This is a genomic window from Otariodibacter oris (genome assembly GCF_009684715.1).
GTDB lineage: Bacteria > Pseudomonadota > Gammaproteobacteria > Enterobacterales > Pasteurellaceae > Otariodibacter > Otariodibacter oris.
In genome coordinates this window covers 1,826,400-1,849,797 of record NZ_CP016604.1, presented here as the reverse complement: position 1 = coordinate 1,849,797, position 23,398 = coordinate 1,826,400, and the positions used below count along the sequence as shown (strand labels likewise).

Below are 23,398 nucleotides of genomic sequence, written 5' to 3'. Positions count from 1 at the left end.
ATTTATTCGATATATTTTACAAATTATTTAAAATAAGATCGCTCGTTTTTGATTTTAGGAATTTTTATGTCCAAACAAGACAATACTGTTAATTATGACGATTTACAGGATATGGTGGCATCCAATGATGCGGGAGGACGGAACCCAAGTGGGCTAACAAAAAAGACTATCATCGTAGTTGCTATCTTATGGTCTTTATTTCAGCTCTATTACACTTCTCCTTTACCATTTTGGTTACAAGAAGTTGTAAGAAATTGGGGATGGGATCTTAATGTCGTGATTGATGACACTAAGGCTCGATCTATCCATTTAGCATTTGCGTTGTTTTTAGCCTATCTTTCCTTTCCAGCGTTTTCAACCTCGCCGAAACATAGAGTACCTTATCAAGACTGGCTCTTTGCTGTGTTAGGTGCTTTTTTGGGCGCGTATTACATTTTCTTTTATGATGGATTGGTAACACGTTTTGGCGCACCAAATACGCAAGATATTATTGCTGGATGCTTAGGTCTTCTTATTCTTTTAGAGGCTTGTCGTCGTAGTTTAGGTTTGCCATTAGTAATTATTGCAGGAGTTTTCTTACTATATAACTATTTTGGGCAATATTTACCAACTAGCTGGATTATCAGCCATCGTTCAGGCTCATTATCGCAAATCATCAACCAACAATGGATCACAACGGAAGGGGTATTTGGTGTCGCCCTAGGGGTTTCAACAAAATACGTGTTCCTATTCGTATTGTTTGGTGCGTTATTAGATAAAGCTGGCGCAGGTAACTATTTTATTAAAACTGCCTTTGCTTATTTAGGGCATTTTAGTGGTGGTCCAGGTAAAGCGGCGGTGGTTTCTTCTGGTTTAACTGGATTAGTATCAGGCTCATCAATTGCTAATGTAGTTACAACGGGAACATTCACTATTCCAATGATGAAACGTGTTGGTCTAAATGCCGAAAAAGCGGGAGCGATTGAAGTTGCCTCATCTGTGAATGGGCAAATCATGCCACCTGTAATGGGAGCAGCGGCATTCTTAATGATTGAATACGTTAATATGCCCTATAGTGAGTTAATCACTCATGCGTTTTTACCAGCATTAATTTCGTATATTGCCTTAGTTTATATTGTACATTTAGAAGCACAAAAATTAGGCTTGAATGGCTTAGAACGTGTCGAACCTGCAAGTCCATTTTTAGCGACATTATTAAAAGCAGTGACCTCTATTTTAGTTGTTATTGTGCTTGCTATGGCGGTTTACTATGGATTAGGTTGGATTAAAGATGTTATTCCAAATTCAGCATTCCTCATTGTAGCTATTGCACTTACATTAGCTTATATAGGTTTGATTCGCCGAGTAGCAAGATTTCCTGATTTAGAAATGGATGATCCAAATTCTAAAGTGGTTAAACTGCCTTATCGCAAACCAACAGTAAATGCTGGCTTACATTATCTATTACCAGTAGTAGTATTAATGTGGTGTTTAATGGTTGAACAAATGTCACCAGGCCTATCTGCATTCTGGGGAACCGTTGCACTCAGCTTTATCTTAATTACACAACGTCCATTATTAAGTTTATTCCGTAAGGATAGTGGGCATAAAGCTTCGTTATTCAAACAAGGTGTTAAAGATTTAGTCGATGGCTTAGAATCGGGCGCAAGAAATATGATTGGTATCGGTATCGCTACGGCGACGGCAGGTATCATTGTTGGTGTTGTGTCTTTAACCGGTTTTGGTGTTCAGCTTTCAGGTATCATTGAAATGCTTTCAATGGGCAATATTTTAATTATGTTGATCCTTGTTGCCATCTTCAGCTTGATACTTGGTATGGGCTTACCAACTACGGCAAACTATATCGTTGTTTCTTCATTAATGGCGTTAGTCATCGTTGAAATTGGTAAACAAAATGGCTTGATCGTACCATTGATTGCAGTCCACTTATTTGTTTTCTACTTTGGTATTATGGCGGATGTTACCCCTCCTGTTGGCTTGGCTTCCTTTGCGGCAGCAGCGATTTCAGGGGGAAGTCCTATTAAGACTGGGGTGCAGGCCTTCTACTATAGCTTAAGAACGGTCATTTTACCTTTCCTCTTTATCTTCAATACAGACTTGTTGTTGATCGATGTGGGGTGGGCAAAAGGATTGTTAGTCTTTGTAACGGCAACTATCGGTATTTTAGTTTTCACTGCTGCAACGATGAATTTCTTCTTTACCAAGAATAAATGGTGGGAAACATTAGCATTGATACTAGCGGCATTTACCTTGTTCCGTCCAGGCTTCTTTATGGAAGAAATTTCACCGACTTCTTATCATGTTGAACCGACTCAATTAGTACAAGAAATAGAGAAATCTAAAGTCGGCGAGAATATGATGTTGAAAGTACGAGGTTTAGACCCGTATGGTTCTGAAATTGAATTCTATTCAGAGTTAGTTGTGCCAGAAGGGGCAACAGGCGAAGAACGTATTGAAGCATTAGGTTTAATGTTATTAGATACTGGAGAACAGATTGAAATTAACGGTAAGTCATCACCTAAGATTTTAATTGATAATGTTGAGATTGATTCCCCTGCCGCAAAAGCGGGGCTGAATTGGGATCAAACAATTCTTGATGTCTCATTCTCTCAAGATGCTATCGCGAAAGAATGGATGTTTATTCCAGCATTATTACTTATTTGGGTAATTGCTTGGAATCAACGTCGTCGAGTTAAAAAACAGTAGCTAACAAGCGGTGAGATTATGGCAAAATTTTGCAATGATCTTACCGCTTTCACCATAAAGGACAGACTATGTATAATAAAATATTAATTGCCGTCGATCTAAGTAATTTGGAAAGTGCGAAGTTTGTGGTTGAAACCGCACAAAAAATGACAGCACATAACCCGAACGCTATTTATCGTGTTGTAACTATTATTGAACCGATTGATGACAGTTTTATTTCTGCATTTTTACCAAAGAATTTCGACAAATCAGTAGTAGAAGAAGCCAATAAGGCTCTGCATGATTTTACTAAAGCACATTTCCCTGAGGGTTCGAGAGTACAACATATCGTTGCTCATGGCACTATTTATGAGGAAATTAATCGTATTGCTGAAGAGAAAGATATTGATTTGATCGTCATGCTTGCAAGTAGTAAACCGAAAGCGAAAGGATTGAGTTCAAATACGGTTAAAGTAGCAAGACATTGTAAAAAGCCAATTTTAGTTTTACGGTAAATTTTCTATTTATACTATGTAGAGAGTATTATGAAAATATGCCATTCCAACGGATTTCTCCATTTGAAATGGCATTTGAATTTAATCTCTTAGTTAGCTAAGCATTGGCTAAATTCGTCAGCCATTACTTGTAAGAATTGTGGGTAAGAATCTTTGCCTAATTCAACTTTTGCACCAAGAGGATCTAATTGGCCAACTTTGGTTGCAGTACCTTGACTTAAAGTTTCAATTACTTTTGGTGTAAATTGTGGTTCCGCAAATAAGCATTGTGCTTTATTTGATGCAATATCCGCTTTAATTGCAGCTAGTGTTTTTGCGCCAGGAGCAACTGTTGGATTGATTGTGAATGAACCTAATGAAGTTAAGCCATAAGCATCTTCAAAATAACCATAAGCATCATGGAAAGTGTAGTAACCTTTACCTGAAACACTTGAAAGTTGTTTTACAATTTCAGCATTTTTTGCAGTTAATTTAGTTTTGAATTCTGCTAAGTTAGCTTCAATTTTTGCTTTTTGGTTAGGCATTTTTTCAATTAAACGATCAGCAATTGCTTGAGCAATATCTGTACTTGCTGATGGTGAAAGCCAAACGTGCCAGTTTTCATCGTGGTGGTGACCGTGGATATCATCGCCATCCACAAAGTCATGACCTTCATCATCGTGATGGTGTTCGTGGTCATGATCGTGATGAGCATGCTCGTGATCATGATCGTCATCATCATGGTCATCGTCGTCGTGATCATCATGATCGTGGTCATGATGGTCTTTGCTTGAGCCTTCCACAAGCTCTTCAATTGCATGAACTTCTTCTAAAGTTAAAACATTATCTTCTGGTAATTGTTCGATACTTTTTTCTAGGAATGCTTCCATTTCATCACCAACCCAAACTACAAGATCAGCAGATTTTAATTTTTCTACATCAGATGGTTTAAGGCTGTAGTCATGTGGAGAAGCAGTTACTGGTAAAAGGACTTGTGTATTTGTTACACCATCAGTGATTGCACTTGCGATAAAACCAAGCGGTTTGATTGATGTTAAGACATCAGCATGTGATAAAGCTGTTGCACCAAGTAAAGCAACGCTTAAAGCAGTTCTTTTAAACATTTTTATGTTCTCCTATATTTGATTAGTGAGGCGATCTTAGCAGAATTGAATCAAATTACTATAAATTTTTTATGGTTATTTTATTACAAAATTTTCACAATAAATAACCGCTTGTAATGATTAAGATTTGTTATACTGCACTCAATTGAGGAGTCAAAATATGAAATATAAGAATCTACGAGAGTTTCTAGATTTGCTTGAGCAAAAGGGTGAATTAAAACGAATCACCCAAGAAATTGATCCCTATTTAGAGATGACGGAAATTTCTGATCGCACCTTACGCAAAGGTGGTCCTGCATTGTTATTTGAAAATCCAAAGGGATTTGATATGCCTGTTTTATGCAATCTATTCGGTACGCCTGAGCGTGTTGCAATGGGAATGGGGCAGTCAGACACGAAAGCATTGCGTGAATTAGGCAAATTATTAGCTTTTTTGAAAGAGCCTGAGCCACCAAAAGGATTTAAAGAACTCATTGGGCAAATTCCACAATGGAAGCAAGTGTTAAATATGCCAAGCAAGGTATTAAGTAAAGCAGAGTGCCAACAAGTTGTTCTTTCTGGCGATGATGTGGATTTGTATAAATTACCAATTATGCATTGCTGGGGAGGCGATGTTGCACCGCTAGTTACTTGGGGATTAACCATTACTCAAGGTCCCTATAAAAAACGCTTAAATTTAGGTATTTATCGCCAACAATTAATTGGAAAAAATAAGCTCATTATGCGTTGGTTATCCCACCGTGGTGGCGCTTTAGATTTCCAAGAATGGAAAGAGGCTAATCCAGGTAAACCTTTCCCGGTGTCTGTTGCATTAGGGGCAGATCCTGCGACTATTTTAGCGGCAGTAACACCGATTCCTGATACCTTATCTGAATACGCTTTTGCAGGATTATTGCGTGGACATAAAACCGAAGTGGTGAAATCTATCAGCAATTATCTAGAGGTGCCTGCAAGTGCGGAAATTGTTTTAGAAGGGTATATTGACCTCGAAGAAACCGCATTAGAAGGTCCTTATGGCGATCATACTGGTTACTACAATGAACAAGAGTATTTTCCAGTCTTTACAGTAACACATATTACGATGCGTAAAGATGCGATTTATCATTCTACTTACACAGGTCGTCCACCCGATGAACCCGCTGTACTAGGCGAAGCCTTGAATGAAGTCTTTATCCCTATTTTGCAAAAACAATTCCCTGAAATTGTCGATTTTTATCTACCGCCTGAAGGCTGTTCTTATCGTTTAGCAGTGGTAACGATCAAAAAACAATATGCAGGTCACGCTAAACGCGTGATGATGGGCGTGTGGTCTTTCCTCCGTCAATTTATGTATACAAAGTATGTGATTGTGTGTGATGATGATGTCAATGCAAGGGATTGGAAAGACGTTATTTGGGCAATTACCACACGTTGTGATCCGGCTCGTGATACCACGCTTATCGAGAATACTCCAATTGATTACCTTGATTTTGCCTCACCAGTCGCAGGTTTAGGCTCAAAAATGGGGATTGATGCCACAAATAAATGGCAAGGGGAAACTCAACGTGAATGGGGAACACCGATTCACCACGATCCTAAAGTAGTAGAACGTATTGATGCAATTTGGGATTCCTTAGGCATTGATGAAGAAAATTAACCACAAGAGAACACAAAATGAATAAGGAAAAAATGTCCAATAGTTTAGATAAGTTACAACCTCCATTAATTCTCCATTTTGGGTCAGAGGCACTGATTATTCATCAGCGATATGAAACGTTGAGTATCGTTAATGATTTCCTGATTGGTCTTATTTTTCTTATCGGCAGTATTATGTTTTTTTACCCTGATCTTACCAAGATCGGTGTATGGTTATTTGTTATTGGGAGTATTCAAATGTTAATTCGCCCGATTATTCGTTTTAGTCACAGGGTTCATTTACAAAAATATCGTCAATATGAAGGTGTATTATCTCAAACTGATTTGTAAATGCGTTTATGTATTTGTAAAACTTAGGAAATAACTGACCGCTTGTTAGGTTTTTGATAGAAATAATCTTAAAAATCTTTATAATCCATCGCCCTTACTTTCAAAAAGTAAGGGCGATTTGCTATATAAGTGGTAAGTTATTCTGCTAAATTTGCAAATATTATATTTTTCATCATGTTATTTTTACTAAGAGAGGATCAAACCATTGATTAAATTCTGGCAAACATTTTTAAAAAAACTCACCGCAATTGCTATTGCATTTTCAGCGATGTCAGCACACGCAACGGAACAGCTATATGTCTATAACTGGACGGAATACGTTCCTTCATCATTATTAGAACAATTTACGGATGAAACAGGTATCGAAGTTATTTATTCGACCTTTGAAAGTAATGAGGAAATGTATTCTAAGTTAAAACTCGCTGACAATGCAGGCTACGATATCGTATTCCCTTCTAGTTACTATGTAGGGAAAATGGCGAAAGAAGGAATGTTAGCACCTATAGACAAAACTAAATTGAAAAATTTAGATTATGTCAGCAAAGAATTAATGGATAAATCATTCGATCCCGAAAACAAATATTCACTACCTTACGTTTATGGTTTAACGGGTATTGGTGTGAATGCAGATATGATTGACCCTAAATCACTCACTAGCTGGGGTGATTTTTGGAAACCCGAATTCAAAGGCAAATTATTGCTAATGAATGACTCTCGTGAAGTGTTTCATATTGCTTTGTTGCTAGATGGTAAATCTCCAAATACAACAAATCCAGATGAAATCAAAGCAGCTTACGAGCGTTTAACAACCTTAATGCCAAATGTCTTAGTATTTAATTCAGACTCACCTGAAATGCCTTATTTACAAGGCGAAGTTGATGTCGGAATGCAATGGACAGGTTCGGCATATAGAGCAAAAGCAGAAAATCCAGCTTTACAATTTGTTTTCCCGAAAGAGGGAGCGGTTATTTGGATGGATAATTATGCAATTCCTAAAAATGCAAAAAATATAGATGCAGCACATAAATTTATTGATTTCTTGTTGCGTCCTGAAAGTGCAAAAGAGGTGATTGAAAAAATGGGATTCTCTATGCCAAACGAAGGAGTAAAAGCATTACTTTCTCCTGAAGTGGTACAAGATCCTTTAATTTTCCCACCAAAAGAAGAAATAGAAAAAGGTATTTTACAAGGTGATGTGGGTGATGCCGTAGAAGTCTATGAAAAATACTGGAATATACTTAGAACAAATAATTAATTAGAGGTTTTAGATGTCATCTAATCATTCTGCTACTGCAAACCCTGGTCCATTAGGGCTATGTGGATTTGCTTTGACCACTTGGTTATTAAGCTTAATTAACAACGGAACGTTTACTGGGGACAACGTAGGATTAGTTCTCGCAATGGGTTTTGCTTTTGGCGGTACTGCTCAAATGATCGCGGGGATGTTTGAGTTTGCTAAAGGAAATACCTTTGGCTTTACTGCATTTACTAGCTATGGTGCATTTTGGTGGTCTTTTGCATTATTTAAAGTATTTTTTGCCTCCACAGTATCTGCCTCATTTGTGGGTTGGTATTTAGTTGCTTGGGGAACCTTTACTTTAATGATGTTTATCGGCACATTAACTAAACCACGTGCATTGCAAGCAATTTTCCTTGCATTAACTATCACATTCTACCTACTTGCCGCAGGCGACTTTATGGGTAACCATTCAATCACTCATATTGGTGGAAACTTTGGCTTATTAACTGCTTTCTTAGCATTTTATCTAGCAGCAGCAGAAATTATTAATGAAAGTTTTGGACGTACAGTACTTCCTATCGGTGCGCCGAAATAATTCATTTAGCATAATATGACGTACTTAAGGGCTGATCTTCAGCCCTTTTTTGTACCTAATATTTCTATTTTTATTTTATAAAAATCATTCATTGGCTAAATTTTTGGCTTCTTCAAATAAGTAGAAAAAAGCATTTCTTTATTCTAATATTAAAGGTAGTAACTAAGATGGAATTTGGCAAGGTATTGTATGAATAATATAGCAGAACAACAAAAAATACTTTTCTCTGAATGGGCAATGGAAAATCTAGGAAAACAAAGTGGTGGATGGTATGCCCCATATATTGACAAGTTAGGACATTTATTGAAATCTTTTGGATTAAATGATGGGAAAATTTATCGTAAAAGTTTTTTTTCTTATCGTTCCTTTGAAGAATTTAAGAATATTTATAAAAAAATTACTGAAGACAATGATGAACAAATTGAAAAAATTCTCAAAGGTAAGCAACCACATTATCAAAAAGCTTTTTCCAAAAAAATGAGAAATGGAAACAAAAGTATGTACAAATGACTTACGATAAAGGAGAACGAAGTCAGCTCAGTAATACAGGAGGTGTTGTTCATCTTGGAACATTACTTCGTGCATATCTGAAATTTTTGTATTATAAAGAACATCCATTATTAAACTACCCTAATAACCAGCCTACAGAGAGTGAAGTGAGTATTGATCAAAATAGTAATTCTTATAGCTTAAATGATTTTATGAAAGAGGTGTTTCTTAATAAAGAGGATGTAATTACTTTAAGATCAATACTTGACCATAAGAAAAATCTAATTCTTAGAGGTGCACCAGGTGTAGGAAAAACATTTATTGCTGATCGTTTAGCCTATTTGGTTATGGGAGAAACAGATGATTCTCGCATTCAAATGATTCAATTTCATCAAAGTTATAGCTATGAAGACTTTATTGAAGGCTATCGCCCTAAAAAGGATGGAGATGGTTTCGAATTAAAAAAAGGTCCTTTTGTTGAATTTGCTAGAAATGCATCGGAAGATCCTGATACCAAATATTTTTTTATCATTGATGAAATTAATCGGGGTAATATGAGTAAAATTTTCGGTGAGTTAATGATGCTTATTGAGACAGATAAACGGGGTAAGTCTATTAATTTACTTTATTCTGATGAAAAATTTTCTGTACCTGATAATTTATATTTAATAGGTATGATGAATACTGCCGATAGAAGTTTAGCTTTACTTGATTATGCCTTACGTCGCCGTTTTGCTTTTTTTGATATTAATCCTGCTTTTGAAAATAGTACTTTTCAAGATTATCTTGAAAGTATTGAAAATTCATCAACATTATTAAAAGTCATTAGTATAATTCACGAACTAAATATAGAGATTACTAATTCATTAGGAAAAGGTTTCCAAATTGGACATAGCTATTTTGTTGATCAAGCTCTTAAAGAGAATGCAGTGCAACGAACTAAAGAAATTGTTAATTTTGAAATTATTCCACAACTTGAAGAATATTGGTTTGATAATCAAGAAAAGGCTGATGAATGGGCAAATCGTTTGAAGGATGCTTGCAGTGAATAATAGGAAAATTCCCATTAGGAATGTTTATTATATGTTGGCCTATGCCTATCAGACTTTATATTTTTCAGAATATAAGAGTTTTACTCCAGAAAAATTTAAAAATGTTATAGAGCTATATGCTGAAATACTAATAATTGGTGTTCCAGTGCTAATTCGCAGTGGATTACTAAAAGACTATATTCTAATCAATGAAAAATCTAGCGTAATACGAGGCAAATTAGATCTCAATACTTCAATTAAACAAAATTCGATGATTGATAATAAATTATTGATTGTTTATGATGAGTTTTCTGAAGATATATTTCTTAATCAGATTTTAAAAGCAACTTTAGCTTATCTTGCTAGATCAAGAAAAATATCAAAGGAAAAACGTCATAAATTTCTTAGCTTTTTAGTCTATTTTAAGAACGTTTCCGATATTGAATTAAGTCTTAGCCAATGGAAAAATATTAAATATAATCGTCAAAACATTCGTTATCAGTTTCTGATTGATATCTGTCGTTTTTTATATGAAGAAATGATTCTTTCGGTATCATCTGGTTATAAGAACCAAGGTATAAATGATGAACAAAGACTATCGTCATTATATGAAAAATTTGTGTATGCTTTTTATAAAAAGGAAACTCAATACAAAGTTACCCGTCCACAAATTAAGTGGAAAGTAGATGATGGATCTAATGAAGCCTTACCTATTATGCAAACGGATATGGTATTACAGAATAAAAATAACACATTGATTATAGATACTAAGTTTTACTCCGAAAATATGGGAAATAGATACAATAAAGATAAATTAATATCGGCTAACCTGTATCAGATTTTTACTTATATAAATAATTGGCGACCTCGAGATAATGAAAAAGTAAGTGGAATGCTCTTGTATGCAAAAACAACAGCTGATGTCCAACCCAATTATTATTATGAGATTAACGGAAATTCGATTAGTGTAGTAACTATTGATTTAAACAAGGATTTTGAAATTATTTGTAGCAGCTTAAAGGCTTTGGTTACTAAATTTCTTTAATGTTTTTATCATCAATTGATGTGATTAGCCAAGGATCATTGATGGCGTATTAATCATTAATTTCTTTTCAGACATTTCACTATATTAATTTATCGCAAACGTTTGCGTAACTTTGGTATAATGGCATTATTTCATTTTTATATAATCAATAGGATGCTAATATGCAAATCAGCCTTAAAAAAATTTACTCTGGGAAAGTGCGTGATCTCTATGAAATTGATGAAAAGCGTATGTTAATGGTCGCAACTGACCGCTTATCTGCCTTTGACGTGATTTTAGATGATCCTATTCCTCGCAAGGGTGAAATTTTGACTCAGATTTCTAATTTCTGGTTTAACAAATTGTCACACATTATGCCTAATCATTTTACGGGCGATTCAGTTTTTGATGTGTTACCAAAAGAAGAGGCGGAAGCCATTCAATATCGTGCCGTGGTGTGTAAACGTTTAACGCCAGTGAAGATTGAATCGATTGTAAGAGGCTATTTAACGGGTAGTGGCTTAAAAGACTATAAAAAAACAGGGGCTATTTGTGGGTTAGCGTTACCAGAAGGGTTAGTGGAAGCAAGTAAATTACCAGAACCTATTTTCACGCCATCAAGTAAAGCAGAAGTGGGCGACCACGATATTAATATCAGCTATGAAGAGTGTGAGCGTCAAATTGGAGCGGATTTAGCTAAACAAGTCAAAGAATCAGCTATCGCCCTTTATAAAGAAGCGGCAGATTATGCGCTGACTAAAGGCATTATTATTTGTGATACAAAATTTGAATTTGGTTTAGATGAGAATGGTGTATTAACCTTAATGGATGAAGTTTTAACGCCAGATTCAAGTCGTTTTTGGTCAGTTGATACTTATCAAGAGGGTACAAATCCACCATCATTCGATAAACAGTTTGTGCGTGATTGGTTAGAAAATAGCGGTTGGAATAAACAAGCTCCTGCACCGAAAGTACCAAGTGATGTGATTGAGAAAACCGTTGCTAAATACCAAGAAGCGTTGGATTTATTAACTAAATAGCAAAAAACAAAAGGGATTTTTAAAATCCCTTTTGTTTTTCATTCAATGAAATAAAGAGGTAACAGGCTACCTCTTATATATAAATCTTATTGATTGTTTTGAACGTAATCAATCGCAGATTGAACAGTTGTAATTTTTTCAGCTTCTTCATCAGGAATTTCAATATCAAATTCTTCTTCTAAAGCCATTACTAACTCAACAGTGTCAAGAGAATCAGCACCTAAATCTTCGATGAAAGAAGCTTCAGGTTTTACGTCTTCTGCTTTTGCGCCAAGTTGATCAACAATGATTTTTTTTACGCGTTCTTCAATGCTCATTTTTTGTTTCCTATTGTAAATTCGCTTAAGTGCGAGAGTTGAGTAGTGTAAAGAAAATTGGCATAAATTCAACTATTTTATGAGATGTCAAACCAGCCTTGCTTTTCCACACAGCTAAATTCTTAGTGGTCTCGCCCATCAGTTGAGCGAAAAAGCGTATTGATTTTATCATTATGGATAGGGTTTATCCATAGTGGATTTTGATGAACATCACAATTTTGTGAAAACAAGCGGTAAGATGGATTAAATTTTTTGTAAATTATAAATTCTTTGCCGATTTTTTCTATTTTGATTTAGAATAAACACCATTTTTTATATTACTGAATTTAATTAAAACAAATAGGAAAAACTATGCGTACGAGCCAATATTTATTTTCTACCTTGAAAGAAACGCCAAACGATGCTCAAGTTGTTAGCCACCAATTAATGTTAAGAGCGGGAATGATCCGACCGCTTGCATCTGGGTTATACAATTGGTTACCGACGGGCTTACGCGTATTAAAGAAAGTTGAAAATATTGTTCGTGAGGAAATGAATAAAAGTGGTGCATTGGAAGTGGAAATGCCAATAGTTCAGCCCGCTGATTTATGGATTGAATCTGAACGTTGGGAAGATTATGGTCCAGAATTATTACGCTTTAAAGATCGTGGCGATCGCCCTTTTGTTTTGGGGCCAACCCATGAAGAAGTGATAACAGATCTTGTACGTCGTGAAGTGAGTTCATACAAACAATTACCTTTGAATTTATATCAAATCCAAACTAAATTCCGTGATGAAGTTCGTCCTCGTTTCGGAGTAATGCGTGGTCGTGAATTTTTAATGAAAGATGCTTATTCATTCCACGTAACTAAAGAGTCATTACAAGAAACTTATGATGTAATGCATCAAACCTATAGCAATATTTTTAGTCGCTTAGGCTTAGATTTCCGCCCAGTTGCTGCGGATACGGGTTCCATCGGGGGTAGTGCCTCTCACGAATTTCAGGTGTTAGCCGAAAGTGGTGAAGATGACGTAGTATTCTCAACAGAATCTGATTACGCTGCGAATATTGAATTAGCGGAAGCAATTGCGGTAGGCGAACGTCAAGCACCAACCCAAGAAATGAAATTGGTTGATACGCCTAATGCAAAAACTATTGTGGAGTTAGTTGAGCAATTTAATGTACCTGTGGAAAAGACAGTAAAAACATTGATCGTAAAAGGTGCATCGGAAGAACATCCTTTAGTTGCGTTAGTGGTACGTGGTGATCACGAATTAAACGATATTAAAGCGGTTAAATTAGCAGAAGTTGCAGAGCCATTTGAATTTGCTAATGAAGCAGATATCAAAGCCAAAATTGGTGCGGGGGTTGGCTCATTAGGTCCTGTGAATTTAGATATTCCAGTGATTATTGATAGAAGTGTCGCGATTATGAGCGATTTCACTGCTGGAGCCAATATTGATGGCAAACACTATTTTAATATCAACTGGGAAAGAGATGTTGCATTACCAAAAGTAGCAGACTTACGTAATGTAGTCGAAGGTGATCCAAGTCCAGATGGTAAAGGTACATTGCTAATTAAACGTGGTATCGAAGTAGGGCATATCTTCCAACTTGGGACTAAATATTCAGAAGCAATGAAAGCAACCGTTCAAGGTGAAGATGGCCGTCCACAAACGTTGATTATGGGTTGCTATGGTATCGGTGTAACACGTGTCGTTGCAGCGGCAATTGAACAGCACCATGACGATCGCGGAATCATTTGGCCAACTGATGAAATTGCACCATTTACTGTGGCTATTGTGCCAATGAATATGCATAAATCAGAAAAAGTACAAGCGTTTGCGGAAGATTTATATAAAACATTACATTCTCAAGGTGTAGAAGTGATTTTTGATGATCGTAAAGAGCGTCCGGGTGTAATGTTCGCAGATATGGAGCTAATCGGTGTTCCACATATGTTCGTTATTGGTGAGAAAAATCTAGAAAAAGGCGAGATCGAATACAAAAACCGTCGCACTGGCGAAAAAGAAATGATCGCAAAAGAGACTTTACTTGATTTTATTGCTCAAAAGGTTAAAAAATAACTTAAGTTGATTTAAGCATTTACTTTTAATAGAAATCGGGCTTGTGAATATTGTGCCACAAGCCCGATTGTTATTTACGCGAGGTCTTCAGGGAATCTTTTACCAAATCTGAATACGTTCATTAATTGGTTTATACATTGCATCGCCTTCTTTAGTGCCAAAGGCATTGTGGAATCCACTAATATTTAAGATCGGTGCAAATGCACGGAATTGCCCCGGTGCGTGAGGATCACTTTTCACTTGATGAGAGAGGGCTTGCACAGTGGCTTTATTACGCCATGAACGTGTCCAACTCATAAAATAGCGTTGATCTGGGGTTAAGTTTTCAATATTTGGTGTTACACCATGATCTTTTTCATATAATTTAAGTGCATCGTAAGAAATACTTAACCCACCTAAATCAGCAATATTTTCACCCAAAGTGAAACGTCCATTAACGAAAACATGTGGAGCGACTTCAAATTGATTAAATTGCTCAACCAGTCTATCTGCTAAGGCCTCAAATTTTTTGCGATCGTCCGGTGTCCACCAATCTTTTAAGTTACCATCCCCATCAAAGTGTGAACCACTATCATCAAACCCGTGAGTAATTTCGTGTCCAATAATCGCACCAATCGCCCCAAAGTTTACTGCTGGGTCAGCATCAATATCATAGAGTGGTGGTTGTAAAATCCCTGCAGGGAAAACAATACGATTCATTAATGGACTATAAGAGGCATTGACCACTTGTGGTAACATTCCCCATTCATTCAAATCAACAGGTTTACCAACTCGACTGAGGGCATCTTGATAATTCCATTTTGCAATTTCTTGTAAGTTAGTATAGATAGAACCACCTTGTTCTACATCTTTTAAATTCAAACTACTGTAATCTTTCCATTTGTTTGGATAACCCACTTCAACGATGAATTTATCCAATTTCTCTCTCGCCTTTTGTTTAGTTTCTTCGGACATCCAAGTGAGGTTATCAATACGATGCTGATAGGCTTTAATTAAGTAATCCGCAATGTTCAATAAATTTTGTTTTGCGGTTTCAGGGAAGAATTTATCGACATAGAATTGTGCAAATTCTTCGCCTACATTACCGTTGATCAATCTTAATGCACGTTTTTCAATAGCGCGTTGTTTTTTCTGGCCAACAAGAGTCTTACCATAGAAATCAAAATTAGCATCATCTAATTCCTTAGTTAAATAAGATGCTGCACCCGAAATGGTTTGAAAACGTAAATAATCTTTAATTACAGATAGATTTTTAGGGTTGATTAAAGTATCAAATTTTTTGAGGAAATTAGGTTCCCATACGATCACTTCATCCGTATTTACACCAACGGCTTTAAGATAATTTGCCAAATTGATATTTTTACTTGCAGAAGCAAATTGTTCCATTGTCATCGGGTTAAAGCGTTTTTCGATATCGCGACTTTCTTCATTCGTAAATAGGGTATTTGCAATTGTTTTTTCATAATTCACGATAGCTTTTGCTTTGCTCTCGCCATTTTTAATGCCAGCTAATCCTAACATCTTGGCAATGTAGGCTTGGTACTGTTTCAATGTTTTACGATTTTCAGGCGTATCTTTTTGGAAATAATCTTTGCTCAAGCCAAGGCTACTATTGCTAAAATAAATTGCATTTTGGCGGGAGTTTTTTAAATGCGCGAACACTGACCAACCAAATAAAACTTCGTTACCTTGTTTAGTTTCTTCAATAATATAGCGTTCTAAATCACCAAATGTTTTAATTTGATCGATTTTAGCGAGATCAACTTGCATTGGAGCAAGACCTAATTTCTCACGAGCATCCATATTAGTATAGGTTTGATAGAGTGCTTTTAAATGCTGAGCTTTCACATCATTTGCAAGTTTTGGATCGGAAATCACCGCTTGTAATAATTCTAACGAGCGTTTTTCATTCATATCATTGAGTTCAGCCAATGTTCCCCATGAGGTACGATCATCAGGTATTTTGGCGGAATCCATCCATTTACCATTCACATAACGATAAAAATCTTGTTGCGGTGCAACAAGGGGATCCATACCTTCAGTTAAGGTGCTGTGATAGGTTTTAGGTGTACAAGCTGCGAGAGCAACGGAGCAAGCAACTAATGAAAATAACATAGACTTCTTCATTACTTCTTTTCCTTATTGATTTTTTAATTTTATAAGCGGTATGATGTGAAGATGTTTTTACATAATAAATAGGTAATCTTACCGCTTGCTTTTCTTGTTATCTATTTTTGACTATTTTGTGTTGTATAGTTCAACATTTTTCTTCGATCAATGTGGTTAATGCGTGAATATGGTCTGGATTATTATTCAATGCAGGAATATAGCGATAGCTTTCTCCACCTGATGTTAAAAAATATTCCCTATTTTCTTGAGCAATTTCTTCTAGCGTTTCTAAACAATCCGCCGAAAATCCAGGACAAATTACTGCTACCTTTTTGATGCCTTTATTTGGAAGTTCTTTTAACACTATATCGGTATAGGGTTTTAACCATTCCTCTTTTCCAAATCGAGATTGAAATGCCAGACACCATTGATGATCTTCTAATTTTAGGGACTCAGCAACAAGGCGGGCGGTTTCACGGCAGTGATGAGCGTAGTAATCGCCTTCATCATCGTAACGTTGAGGGATGCCATGAAAAGAAAATACCAAAAATTCATTTTGTTCTAAATTAATCGTATTAACGAGAGCATTAATGTAAAGAGGGTGATTATAGTAATTATGGATAAACTCAAAAGGAACGATGTTTTTATAACGAATGAGACTTCGTGCAAAGGCATCAAATACAGGGGCTGTAGTAGTTGAGCCATACTGAGGATAGAGCGGAAGTATAATAATTTTATCTACTTTTTGTGCTAAAAGGTTTTCTATCGCACTATCAATACTTGGATTTCCGTAAGTCATGCCCAATTCAACAATAAAATCTTTATTCTGTTGATTAAAATAGGCTTGAATTGCTTGTTGTTGTTGGCGAGAAATGACTAACAGTGGAGAACCTTCTTTGCTCCAAACTATTTGATAATTCTTAGCGACCTTAGGTGATCTCCTTGGCAAAACAATAAAATTAAGGATAGGCAACCATTTTCCGCGGGGAAGGTCAATGACTCTAGGATCACTCAAAAATTGCTTCAAATAGCGTTTAACAGCGCTAGAGGTGGGTTCATCTGGTGTACCTAAATTACTTAAGAGAACACCTATTTTAGGTTTCGACATAGCATTTCCTTGGAATTTCCTATGTTTTTATTATAGAAAATAAATTCAATTGACGCTATTTATTAAAGCAACAGGTTACATCGACAAGTCTATTCAGCTCTTGACATTGAGCAATTAGTCGCCTAGAATTTACCGTCCTCTCTTTTATGAGAGGCAATTTGTATTTTTTTAATTTTAACTGGAGCTTAATTAATGGCAACTATCAACCAGCTAGTACGCAAACCGCGTGTGAAAAAGGTTGTAAAAAGTAACGTTCCTGCATTGGAAGCATGTCCACAGAAACGTGGTGTATGTACTCGTGTATATACTACAACTCCTAAAAAACCAAACTCAGCATTACGTAAAGTATGCCGTATTCGTTTAACGAATGGTTTTGAAGTTACTTCTTACATCGGTGGTGAAGGTCACAACCTTCAAGAACATAGTGTTGTATTGATTCGTGGTGGTCGTGTTAAAGACTTACCAGGTGTGCGTTATCACACAGTACGCGGCGCATTAGACTGTGCAGGCGTAAAAGATCGTAAACAAGCACGTTCTAAATACGGCGTAAAACGTCCTAAATCTTAATGGTTCTCCGTTGAGTAAGGCCAAACGTCTAACTTAGTTATTTAACTATTTAAACCATAAACTCCAGTCAAAATGCGACAATGTTCGCACAAAGATGAGTTTTGGATATCCTGAAGATTTATTATACGGAGAAATTAAAATGCCACGTCGTCGTGATGTAGGTCAACGCAAGATCCTCCCAGATCCAAAGTTCGGATCAGAATTGCTTGCAAAATTCATTAATGTATTAATGGTAGATGGTAAAAAATCTATCGCTGAATCAATCGTTTACGGTGCATTAGAAACTCTTTCTGAGCGTTCTGGAAAAGAAGCTTTAGAAGCATTCGAAGTTGCACTTGAAAACGTTCGTCCAACAGTAGAGGTTAAATCTCGTCGTGTTGGTGGTTCAACTTACCAAGTACCAGTAGAAGTTCGTCCAACTCGTCGTAACGCATTAGCAATGCGTTGGATTGTTGAAGCTGCTCGTAAACGTGGTGACAAATCAATGGCACTTCGTTTAGCTAACGAACTTTCTGATGCAGCAGATAACAAAGGTGCGGCAGTTAAGAAACGTGAAGACGTTCACCGCATGGCTGAAGCTAATAAAGCATTTGCCCACTACCGTTGGTAATAAGCTTTTGATGTTTTTGGGCTTCATCTCAACAATTGTGATGGAGCCTCTTACTATATAACTAATTGAATAAATTAGATTTAAAAATAAAATAAGGTAATAATAATGGCTCGTCAAACTCCCATTGAGCTATATCGTAATATCGGTATCAGTGCTCACATCGACGCAGGTAAAACAACTACCTCTGAGCGTATCCTCTTCTATACAGGTGTAAGTCACAAAATTGGTGAAGTGCATGATGGTGCAGCAACGATGGACTGGATGGAACAAGAGCAAGAGCGTGGTATCACTATCACCTCTGCTGCAACAACAGCGTTCTGGTCTGGTATGTCTCAACAGTATCCACAACATCGTATTAACGTTATTGATACTCCAGGACACGTTGACTTCACGATCGAAGTAGAACGTTCAATGCGTGTTCTTGATGGTGCAGTAATGGTTTACTGTGCTGTAGGTGGTGTTCAGCCACAATCAGAAACGGTATGGCGTCAAGCAAATAAATATGAAGTACCGCGTCTTGCGTTCGTAAACAAAATGGACCGTACTGGTGCAAACTTCTTACGTGTTGTTGAACAAATCAAAACTCGTTTAGGCGGTAATGCTGTTCCTTTACAACTTCCTATCGGTTCAGAAGATAATTTTACTGGTGTTGTTGATTTAATCAAAATGAAAGCAATTAACTGGAATGAAGCAGATCAAGGTATGACATTTACCTATGAAGATGTTCCAGCTGATATGGTGGAAGCTTGTGAAGAGTGGCGTAATCATCTTGTAGAGGCTGCGGCTGAAGCTTCAGAAGAATTAATGGAAAAATTCTTCTCTGGAGAAGAATTGACTGAAGAAGAAATCAAAAAAGCATTACGTCAACGTGTGCTTTCGAATGAAATTATTCCAGTTTGTTGTGGTTCTGCATTTAAGAACAAAGGTGTTCAAGCAATGCTTGATGCGGTAATTGATTTCTTACCAGCACCGACAGATGTTCCTTCAATCAAAGGTATTAACTTAGATGAAACTGAAGGTGAGCGTCATGCAGATGATAATGAACCATTCTCTGCATTAGCATTTAAAATTGCAACAGACCCATTTGTAGGAAACTTAACATTCTTCCGTGTTTATTCTGGTGTTATTAATTCTGGAGATACAGTTCTTAACTCAGTAAAACAAAAACGTGAGCGTTTTGGTCGTATCGTACAGATGCACGCAAACAAACGTGAAGAAATTAAAGAAGTTCGTGCCGGTGATATTGCAGCTGCTATTGGTTTAAAAGATGTTGCAACAGGTGATACATTATGTGCTTTAGATGCACCAATTATCCTTGAGCGTATGGAATTCCCAGAACCAGTAATTTCTGTGGCGGTTGAACCAAAAACTAAAGCTGACCAAGAAAAAATGGGTCTTGCATTAGGTCGTCTTGCACAAGAAGATCCTTCATTCCGTGTTCACACAGATGAAGATTCTGGTGAAACAATTATTTCTGGTATGGGTGAGCTACACTTAGATATTATCGTTGATCGTATGAAACGTGAATTCAAGGTGGAAGCTAATATCGGTAAACCACAAGTATCTTACCGTGAAACTATCCGTACACGTGTTAATGATGTTGAAGGTAAACACGCAAAACAATCTGGTGGTCGTGGTCAGTATGGTCACGTTGTTATCGATTTATATCCATTAGATCCTGAAGGTCCTGGTTATGAGTTCGTTAACGAAATCAAAGGTGGTGTAATTCCTGGTGAATATATCCCTGCTGTAGATAAAGGTATCCAAGAACAACTTAAGTCTGGTCCTTTAGCGGGTTATCCTGTAGTAGATTTAGGTGTACGTTTACACTTCGGTTCATACCATGATGTTGACTCATCAGAATTAGCATTTAAACTTGCTGCTTCTATCGCATTTAAAGCAGCGTTTGCAAAAGCAAACCCAGTTCTTCTTGAGCCTATCATGAAAGTTGAAGTTGAAACTCCACCAGATTATGTTGGTGATGTAATTGGTGACTTAAGCCGTCGTCGTGCGATGGTGAATGGCCAAGAAGCAAGTGAGTTTGTTGTTAAGATCAATGCTGAAGTACCACTTTCAGAGATGTTTGGTTATGCAACAGATCTCCGTTCACAAACTCAAGGTCGTGCATCATACTCAATGGAACCATTGAAATATGCTGAAGCTCCATCTAGTGTTGCAGCAGCAGTTATTGAAGCACGTAAAAAATAATTTATTACTCAGAAATCCGTAGTACATTTTGTACTACGGAATTTAACAAAGGAAACATTAGCAATGTCTAAAGAAAAATTTGAACGTACAAAACCGCACGTTAACGTGGGTACAATCGGCCACGTTGACCATGGTAAAACAACTTTAACAGCAGCAATCACAACTGTATTAGCGAAAAAATTCGGTGGTGCAGCACGTGCATTCGACCAAATTGATAACGCGCCAGAAGAAAAAGCGCGTGGTATCACCATCAACACTTCACACGTTGAGTACGATACAGAAACTCGTCACTATGCTCACGTTGACTGCCCGGGACACGCGGACTATGTTAAAAACATGATCACAGGTGCGGCACAAATGGATGGTGCTATCTTAGTAGTAGCAGCAACAGATGGTCCAATGCCACAAACTCGTGAACACATTCTTTTAGGACGTCAAGTAGGTGTACCATACATCATCGTATTCTTAAACAAATGTGATATGGTTGATGATGAAGAATTATTAGAATTAGTTGAAATGGAAGTTCGTGAACTTCTATCTCAATATGATTTCCCAGGTGACGATACACCAATCGTACGTGGTTCAGCGTTACAAGCATTAAACGGTGTGCCTGAGTGGGAAGAAAAAATTGTTGAATTAGCGGGTTACTTAGATTCATATATCCCAGAACCACAACGTGCAATCGACAAACCATTCTTATTACCAATTGAAGACGTATTCTCAATTTCAGGTCGTGGTACAGTAGTAACAGGTCGTGTTGAACGTGGAATCATCCGTACTGGTGAAGAAGTTGAAATTGTTGGTATCAAAGATACAACAAAAACAACAGTAACAGGTGTGGAAATGTTCCGTAAATTACTTGACGAAGGTCGTGCAGGTGAGAACGTAGGTGCATTATTACGTGGTACAAAACGTGAAGAAATCGAACGTGGTCAAGTATTAGCGAAACCAGGTTCAATCACACCACATACAGACTTTGAATCAGAAGTTTACGTATTATCAAAAGAAGAAGGTGGACGTCACACTCCATTCTTCAAAGGTTACCGTCCACAATTCTATTTCCGTACAACAGACGTAACAGGTACAATCGAATTACCTGAAGGTGTAGAAATGGTAATGCCAGGCGATAACATCAAAATGAAAGTAAGCTTAATTCACCCGATCGCGATGGACGAAGGTTTACGTTTTGCGATTCGTGAAGGTGGTCGTACAGTAGGTGCGGGCGTTGTAGCGAAAATCATCAAATAATCATTGATGGATTAAGCATAGATAGGCGTATCGTAAGGATACGCCTTTTGTTTATCTGTAAAAAGATAAACAAAAAGAGCAATTATGCAGATAACTACCTCATCTTAATTGTGAGAATAATAAATTTTCTTTATAATCCACGCTAGTCATTATCAAGTTAGATAATGTATATTTACAGTTAATTCAAACAGAGAGTTGAAACTAATGACAACAGAAAATATCAGCACACCTAAACAGGTGTTCGTGGGCTTACAAATGTTATTCGTTGCATTTGGAGCTTTGGTTCTTGTTCCCCTTATTACAGGTTTAGATCCTAATACAGCCCTTCTTACCGCAGGTGTCGGTACCCTACTTTTCCAACTTTGTACAAAACGTCAAGTTCCTATTTTTTTAGCTTCATCTTTTGCCTTTATTGCACCAATCCAATATGGTGTTCAGCAATGGGGTATTCCCGTAACTATGGGTGGGCTAATTTTTACAGGTTTAATTTACTTTGCCTTATCGGCTCTAGTGAAACTCAGAGGCGTTACAATATTGGATAAGTTATTTCCACCAATTGTGGTTGGTCCAGTTATCATTATTATTGGATTAGGTTTAGCCCCTGTTGCAGTGGATATGGCAATAGGAAAAAGTAACAATATTCCCTATGAGCAAGCTATTATTGTTTCAATGGTTACATTAATAACCACTCTAATTGTAGCGGTATTTGCTAAAGGACTAATGAAATTAGTGCCTATCATGGTAGCAATTGTTGTGGGATATGTGTTGTCTATATTTATGGGGTTAGTAGATTTTCAGCCGATTTACGATGCAGCATGGTTTAGCCTACCGACATTGACAACACCAGAATTTAAATTAGAAGCGATTATTTATTTGTTACCGATCGCATTAGCTCCTGCTGTTGAGCATGTGGGAGGCATTATGGCTATCAGTTCTGTAGCAGGGAAAAATTTCTTACATAAACCTGGGTTACACCGAACTTTATTAGGTGATGGTGTCGCAACTTCAGCAGCGGCTTTATTAGGTGGTCCACCAAATACAACCTATGCAGAAGTGACAGGTGCGGTGATGTTAACCAAAAACTTTAATCCAAAGATTATGACTTGGGCTGCTATTTGGGCGATAGGAATTTCTTTCTGCGGTAAAGTTGGTGCATTCTTACAAACGATTCCAAGTGTCGTAATGGGTGGAATTATGATGTTAGTATTTGGTTCTATTGCAGCAGTAGGTATGAGCACACTTATTCGCGCTAGAATTGATATGGGTGAAGCTCGTAATCTTTGTATCGTTTCAGTGGTAATGACATTTGGTATTGGTGGAATGCTCATTAACGTAGGTGAGTTTTCACTTAAAGGTATTAGCTTATGTGCGATAGTGGCTATTGTACTTAATTTAGTTTTACCACAATCAAAAGAGATAAAAGATTGATATTCTAATCCTATTATCTATATTTTTTGATAAGGGTAAAAATAGTTAT

20 protein-coding genes are annotated in these 23,398 nt (G+C 36.8%); 16 read left to right on the top strand and 4 right to left on the bottom strand.

All coding sequences use genetic code 11. The features are described 5' to 3' along the window. Positions 1-66: 66 nt before the first annotated feature. Together A6A10_RS08605 and A6A10_RS08600 are read left to right on the top strand one after the other, a co-directional pair. On the top strand, positions 67-2,706 hold the full coding sequence (locus A6A10_RS08605; RefSeq protein WP_121123859.1) for a TRAP transporter permease: 2,640 nt from the start codon (positions 67-69) through the stop codon (positions 2,704-2,706). Between the two features lie 68 nt (positions 2,707-2,774). Beyond that, on the top strand, positions 2,775-3,200 hold the full coding sequence (locus A6A10_RS08600) for a universal stress protein (RefSeq protein ID WP_121123856.1): 426 nt from the start codon (positions 2,775-2,777) through the stop codon (positions 3,198-3,200). 89 nt (positions 3,201-3,289) lie between these two features. Here A6A10_RS08600 and znuA read toward each other — a convergent pair whose 3' ends face one another. After that, positions 3,290-4,303, bottom strand: a complete 1,014-nt coding sequence (gene znuA / locus A6A10_RS08595; RefSeq protein WP_121123854.1) for a zinc ABC transporter substrate-binding protein ZnuA — start codon at positions 4,301-4,303, stop codon at positions 3,290-3,292. A gap of 160 nt (positions 4,304-4,463) precedes the next feature. Between znuA and ubiD the strand changes: the two genes are divergently transcribed. The 8 genes from ubiD to A6A10_RS08555 all read left to right on the top strand — a co-directional run bounded on the left by ubiD (position 4,464) and on the right by A6A10_RS08555 (position 11,687). After that, complete coding sequence (gene ubiD, locus A6A10_RS08590; RefSeq protein WP_121123852.1) at positions 4,464-5,939, top strand: 4-hydroxy-3-polyprenylbenzoate decarboxylase; 1,476 nt, start codon at positions 4,464-4,466, stop codon at positions 5,937-5,939. Between the two features lie 32 nt (positions 5,940-5,971). Further along, entirely contained in the window at positions 5,972-6,268 is a 297-nt protein-coding gene (locus A6A10_RS08585) for a YrhK family protein (RefSeq protein WP_121123850.1), read from the top strand. A 268-nt stretch (positions 6,269-6,536) separates the two neighbouring features. After that, positions 6,537-7,523: an extracellular solute-binding protein gene (locus A6A10_RS08580; protein ID WP_229583639.1), complete on the top strand. Its 987-nt coding sequence runs from the start codon at positions 6,537-6,539 to the stop codon at positions 7,521-7,523. Positions 7,524-7,536: 13 nt separating this feature from the next. Next, positions 7,537-8,103, top strand: a complete 567-nt coding sequence (locus A6A10_RS08575) for an acetate uptake transporter (protein WP_121123846.1) — start codon at positions 7,537-7,539, stop codon at positions 8,101-8,103. Between the two features lie 189 nt (positions 8,104-8,292). Further along, a complete protein-coding gene (locus A6A10_RS08570; protein ID WP_121123844.1) occupies positions 8,293-8,613 on the top strand; it encodes a hypothetical protein in 321 nt (106 codons plus the stop codon). Continuing rightward, positions 8,610-9,644, top strand: a complete 1,035-nt coding sequence (locus A6A10_RS08565; RefSeq protein WP_121123842.1) for an AAA family ATPase — start codon at positions 8,610-8,612, stop codon at positions 9,642-9,644. The genes A6A10_RS08570 and A6A10_RS08565 overlap by 4 nt, the downstream gene beginning before the upstream one ends. 31 nt (positions 9,645-9,675) lie before the next feature. Continuing rightward, entirely contained in the window at positions 9,676-10,668 is a 993-nt protein-coding gene (locus tag A6A10_RS08560; RefSeq protein WP_211327987.1) for a 5-methylcytosine restriction system specificity protein McrC, read from the top strand. Between the two features lie 161 nt (positions 10,669-10,829). Next, complete coding sequence (locus tag A6A10_RS08555; protein WP_121123838.1) at positions 10,830-11,687, top strand: phosphoribosylaminoimidazolesuccinocarboxamide synthase; 858 nt, start codon at positions 10,830-10,832, stop codon at positions 11,685-11,687. A gap of 86 nt (positions 11,688-11,773) precedes the next feature. Here A6A10_RS08555 and acpP read toward each other — a convergent pair whose 3' ends face one another. Beyond that, entirely contained in the window at positions 11,774-12,004 is a 231-nt protein-coding gene (acpP, locus tag A6A10_RS08550; RefSeq protein ID WP_006249478.1) for an acyl carrier protein, read from the bottom strand. 351 nt (positions 12,005-12,355) lie between these two features. On the opposite strand from acpP, the gene proS reads away from it, so the two are divergent. Further along, positions 12,356-14,071 (top strand): proline--tRNA ligase, encoded by a 1,716-nt coding sequence (gene proS, locus A6A10_RS08545; RefSeq protein ID WP_121123836.1) that lies wholly within the window; start codon positions 12,356-12,358, stop codon positions 14,069-14,071. 99 nt (positions 14,072-14,170) lie between these two features. Here the strand turns inward: proS and A6A10_RS08540 are convergent, their stop codons facing one another. Then, entirely contained in the window at positions 14,171-16,198 is a 2,028-nt protein-coding gene (locus tag A6A10_RS08540; RefSeq protein WP_121123834.1) for a M13 family metallopeptidase, read from the bottom strand. A gap of 130 nt (positions 16,199-16,328) precedes the next feature. Further along, the gene (hemH, locus tag A6A10_RS08535; RefSeq protein WP_121123832.1) at positions 16,329-17,288 is read right to left on the bottom strand and encodes a ferrochelatase; all 960 of its coding nucleotides are present in this window, start codon (positions 17,286-17,288) and stop codon (positions 16,329-16,331) included. Positions 17,289-17,480: 192 nt separating this feature from the next. Here hemH and rpsL point away from each other — a divergent pair, with 192 nt between their 5' ends. From rpsL to A6A10_RS08510, 5 genes are all read left to right on the top strand, one after another. Beyond that, on the top strand, positions 17,481-17,855 hold the full coding sequence (rpsL, locus tag A6A10_RS08530) for a 30S ribosomal protein S12 (RefSeq protein ID WP_121123831.1): 375 nt from the start codon (positions 17,481-17,483) through the stop codon (positions 17,853-17,855). Positions 17,856-17,994: 139 nt separating this feature from the next. Beyond that, on the top strand, positions 17,995-18,465 hold the full coding sequence (gene rpsG / locus A6A10_RS08525) for a 30S ribosomal protein S7 (protein WP_121123829.1): 471 nt from the start codon (positions 17,995-17,997) through the stop codon (positions 18,463-18,465). 105 nt (positions 18,466-18,570) lie between these two features. Then, the gene (gene fusA, locus A6A10_RS08520; protein WP_121123827.1) at positions 18,571-20,673 is read left to right on the top strand and encodes an elongation factor G; all 2,103 of its coding nucleotides are present in this window, start codon (positions 18,571-18,573) and stop codon (positions 20,671-20,673) included. Positions 20,674-20,736: 63 nt separating this feature from the next. Beyond that, positions 20,737-21,921, top strand: a complete 1,185-nt coding sequence (tuf, locus tag A6A10_RS08515; RefSeq protein ID WP_121120754.1) for an elongation factor Tu — start codon at positions 20,737-20,739, stop codon at positions 21,919-21,921. Between the two features lie 204 nt (positions 21,922-22,125). After that, on the top strand, positions 22,126-23,349 hold the full coding sequence (locus A6A10_RS08510) for a uracil-xanthine permease family protein (RefSeq protein WP_121124037.1): 1,224 nt from the start codon (positions 22,126-22,128) through the stop codon (positions 23,347-23,349). Positions 23,350-23,398: the final 49 nt, after the last annotated feature.

Coding starts and splice junctions, on each gene's coding strand:
- rpsL (WP_121123831.1), top strand. CDS start 17,481: ATGGCAACTATCAACCAGCTAGTACGCAAACCGCGTGTGAAAAAGGTT.
- acpP (WP_006249478.1), bottom strand. CDS start 12,004: ATGAGCATTGAAGAACGCGTAAAAAAAATCATTGTTGATCAACTTGGC.
- hemH (WP_121123832.1), bottom strand. CDS start 17,288: ATGTCGAAACCTAAAATAGGTGTTCTCTTAAGTAATTTAGGTACACCA.
- A6A10_RS08585 (WP_121123850.1), top strand. CDS start 5,972: ATGTCCAATAGTTTAGATAAGTTACAACCTCCATTAATTCTCCATTTT.
- proS (WP_121123836.1), top strand. CDS start 12,356: ATGCGTACGAGCCAATATTTATTTTCTACCTTGAAAGAAACGCCAAAC.
- rpsG (WP_121123829.1), top strand. CDS start 17,995: ATGCCACGTCGTCGTGATGTAGGTCAACGCAAGATCCTCCCAGATCCA.
- A6A10_RS08575 (WP_121123846.1), top strand. CDS start 7,537: ATGTCATCTAATCATTCTGCTACTGCAAACCCTGGTCCATTAGGGCTA.
- ubiD (WP_121123852.1), top strand. CDS start 4,464: ATGAAATATAAGAATCTACGAGAGTTTCTAGATTTGCTTGAGCAAAAG.
- znuA (WP_121123854.1), bottom strand. CDS start 4,303: ATGTTTAAAAGAACTGCTTTAAGCGTTGCTTTACTTGGTGCAACAGCT.
- A6A10_RS08605 (WP_121123859.1), top strand. CDS start 67: ATGTCCAAACAAGACAATACTGTTAATTATGACGATTTACAGGATATG.
- A6A10_RS08560 (WP_211327987.1), top strand. CDS start 9,676: ATGTTGGCCTATGCCTATCAGACTTTATATTTTTCAGAATATAAGAGT.
- fusA (WP_121123827.1), top strand. CDS start 18,571: ATGGCTCGTCAAACTCCCATTGAGCTATATCGTAATATCGGTATCAGT.
- A6A10_RS08565 (WP_121123842.1), top strand. CDS start 8,610: ATGACTTACGATAAAGGAGAACGAAGTCAGCTCAGTAATACAGGAGGT.
- A6A10_RS08540 (WP_121123834.1), bottom strand. CDS start 16,198: ATGAAGAAGTCTATGTTATTTTCATTAGTTGCTTGCTCCGTTGCTCTC.
- A6A10_RS08510 (WP_121124037.1), top strand. CDS start 22,126: ATGACAACAGAAAATATCAGCACACCTAAACAGGTGTTCGTGGGCTTA.
- A6A10_RS08555 (WP_121123838.1), top strand. CDS start 10,830: ATGCAAATCAGCCTTAAAAAAATTTACTCTGGGAAAGTGCGTGATCTC.
- A6A10_RS08600 (WP_121123856.1), top strand. CDS start 2,775: ATGTATAATAAAATATTAATTGCCGTCGATCTAAGTAATTTGGAAAGT.
- A6A10_RS08580 (WP_229583639.1), top strand. CDS start 6,537: ATGTCAGCACACGCAACGGAACAGCTATATGTCTATAACTGGACGGAA.
- A6A10_RS08570 (WP_121123844.1), top strand. CDS start 8,293: ATGAATAATATAGCAGAACAACAAAAAATACTTTTCTCTGAATGGGCA.
- tuf (WP_121120754.1), top strand. CDS start 20,737: ATGTCTAAAGAAAAATTTGAACGTACAAAACCGCACGTTAACGTGGGT.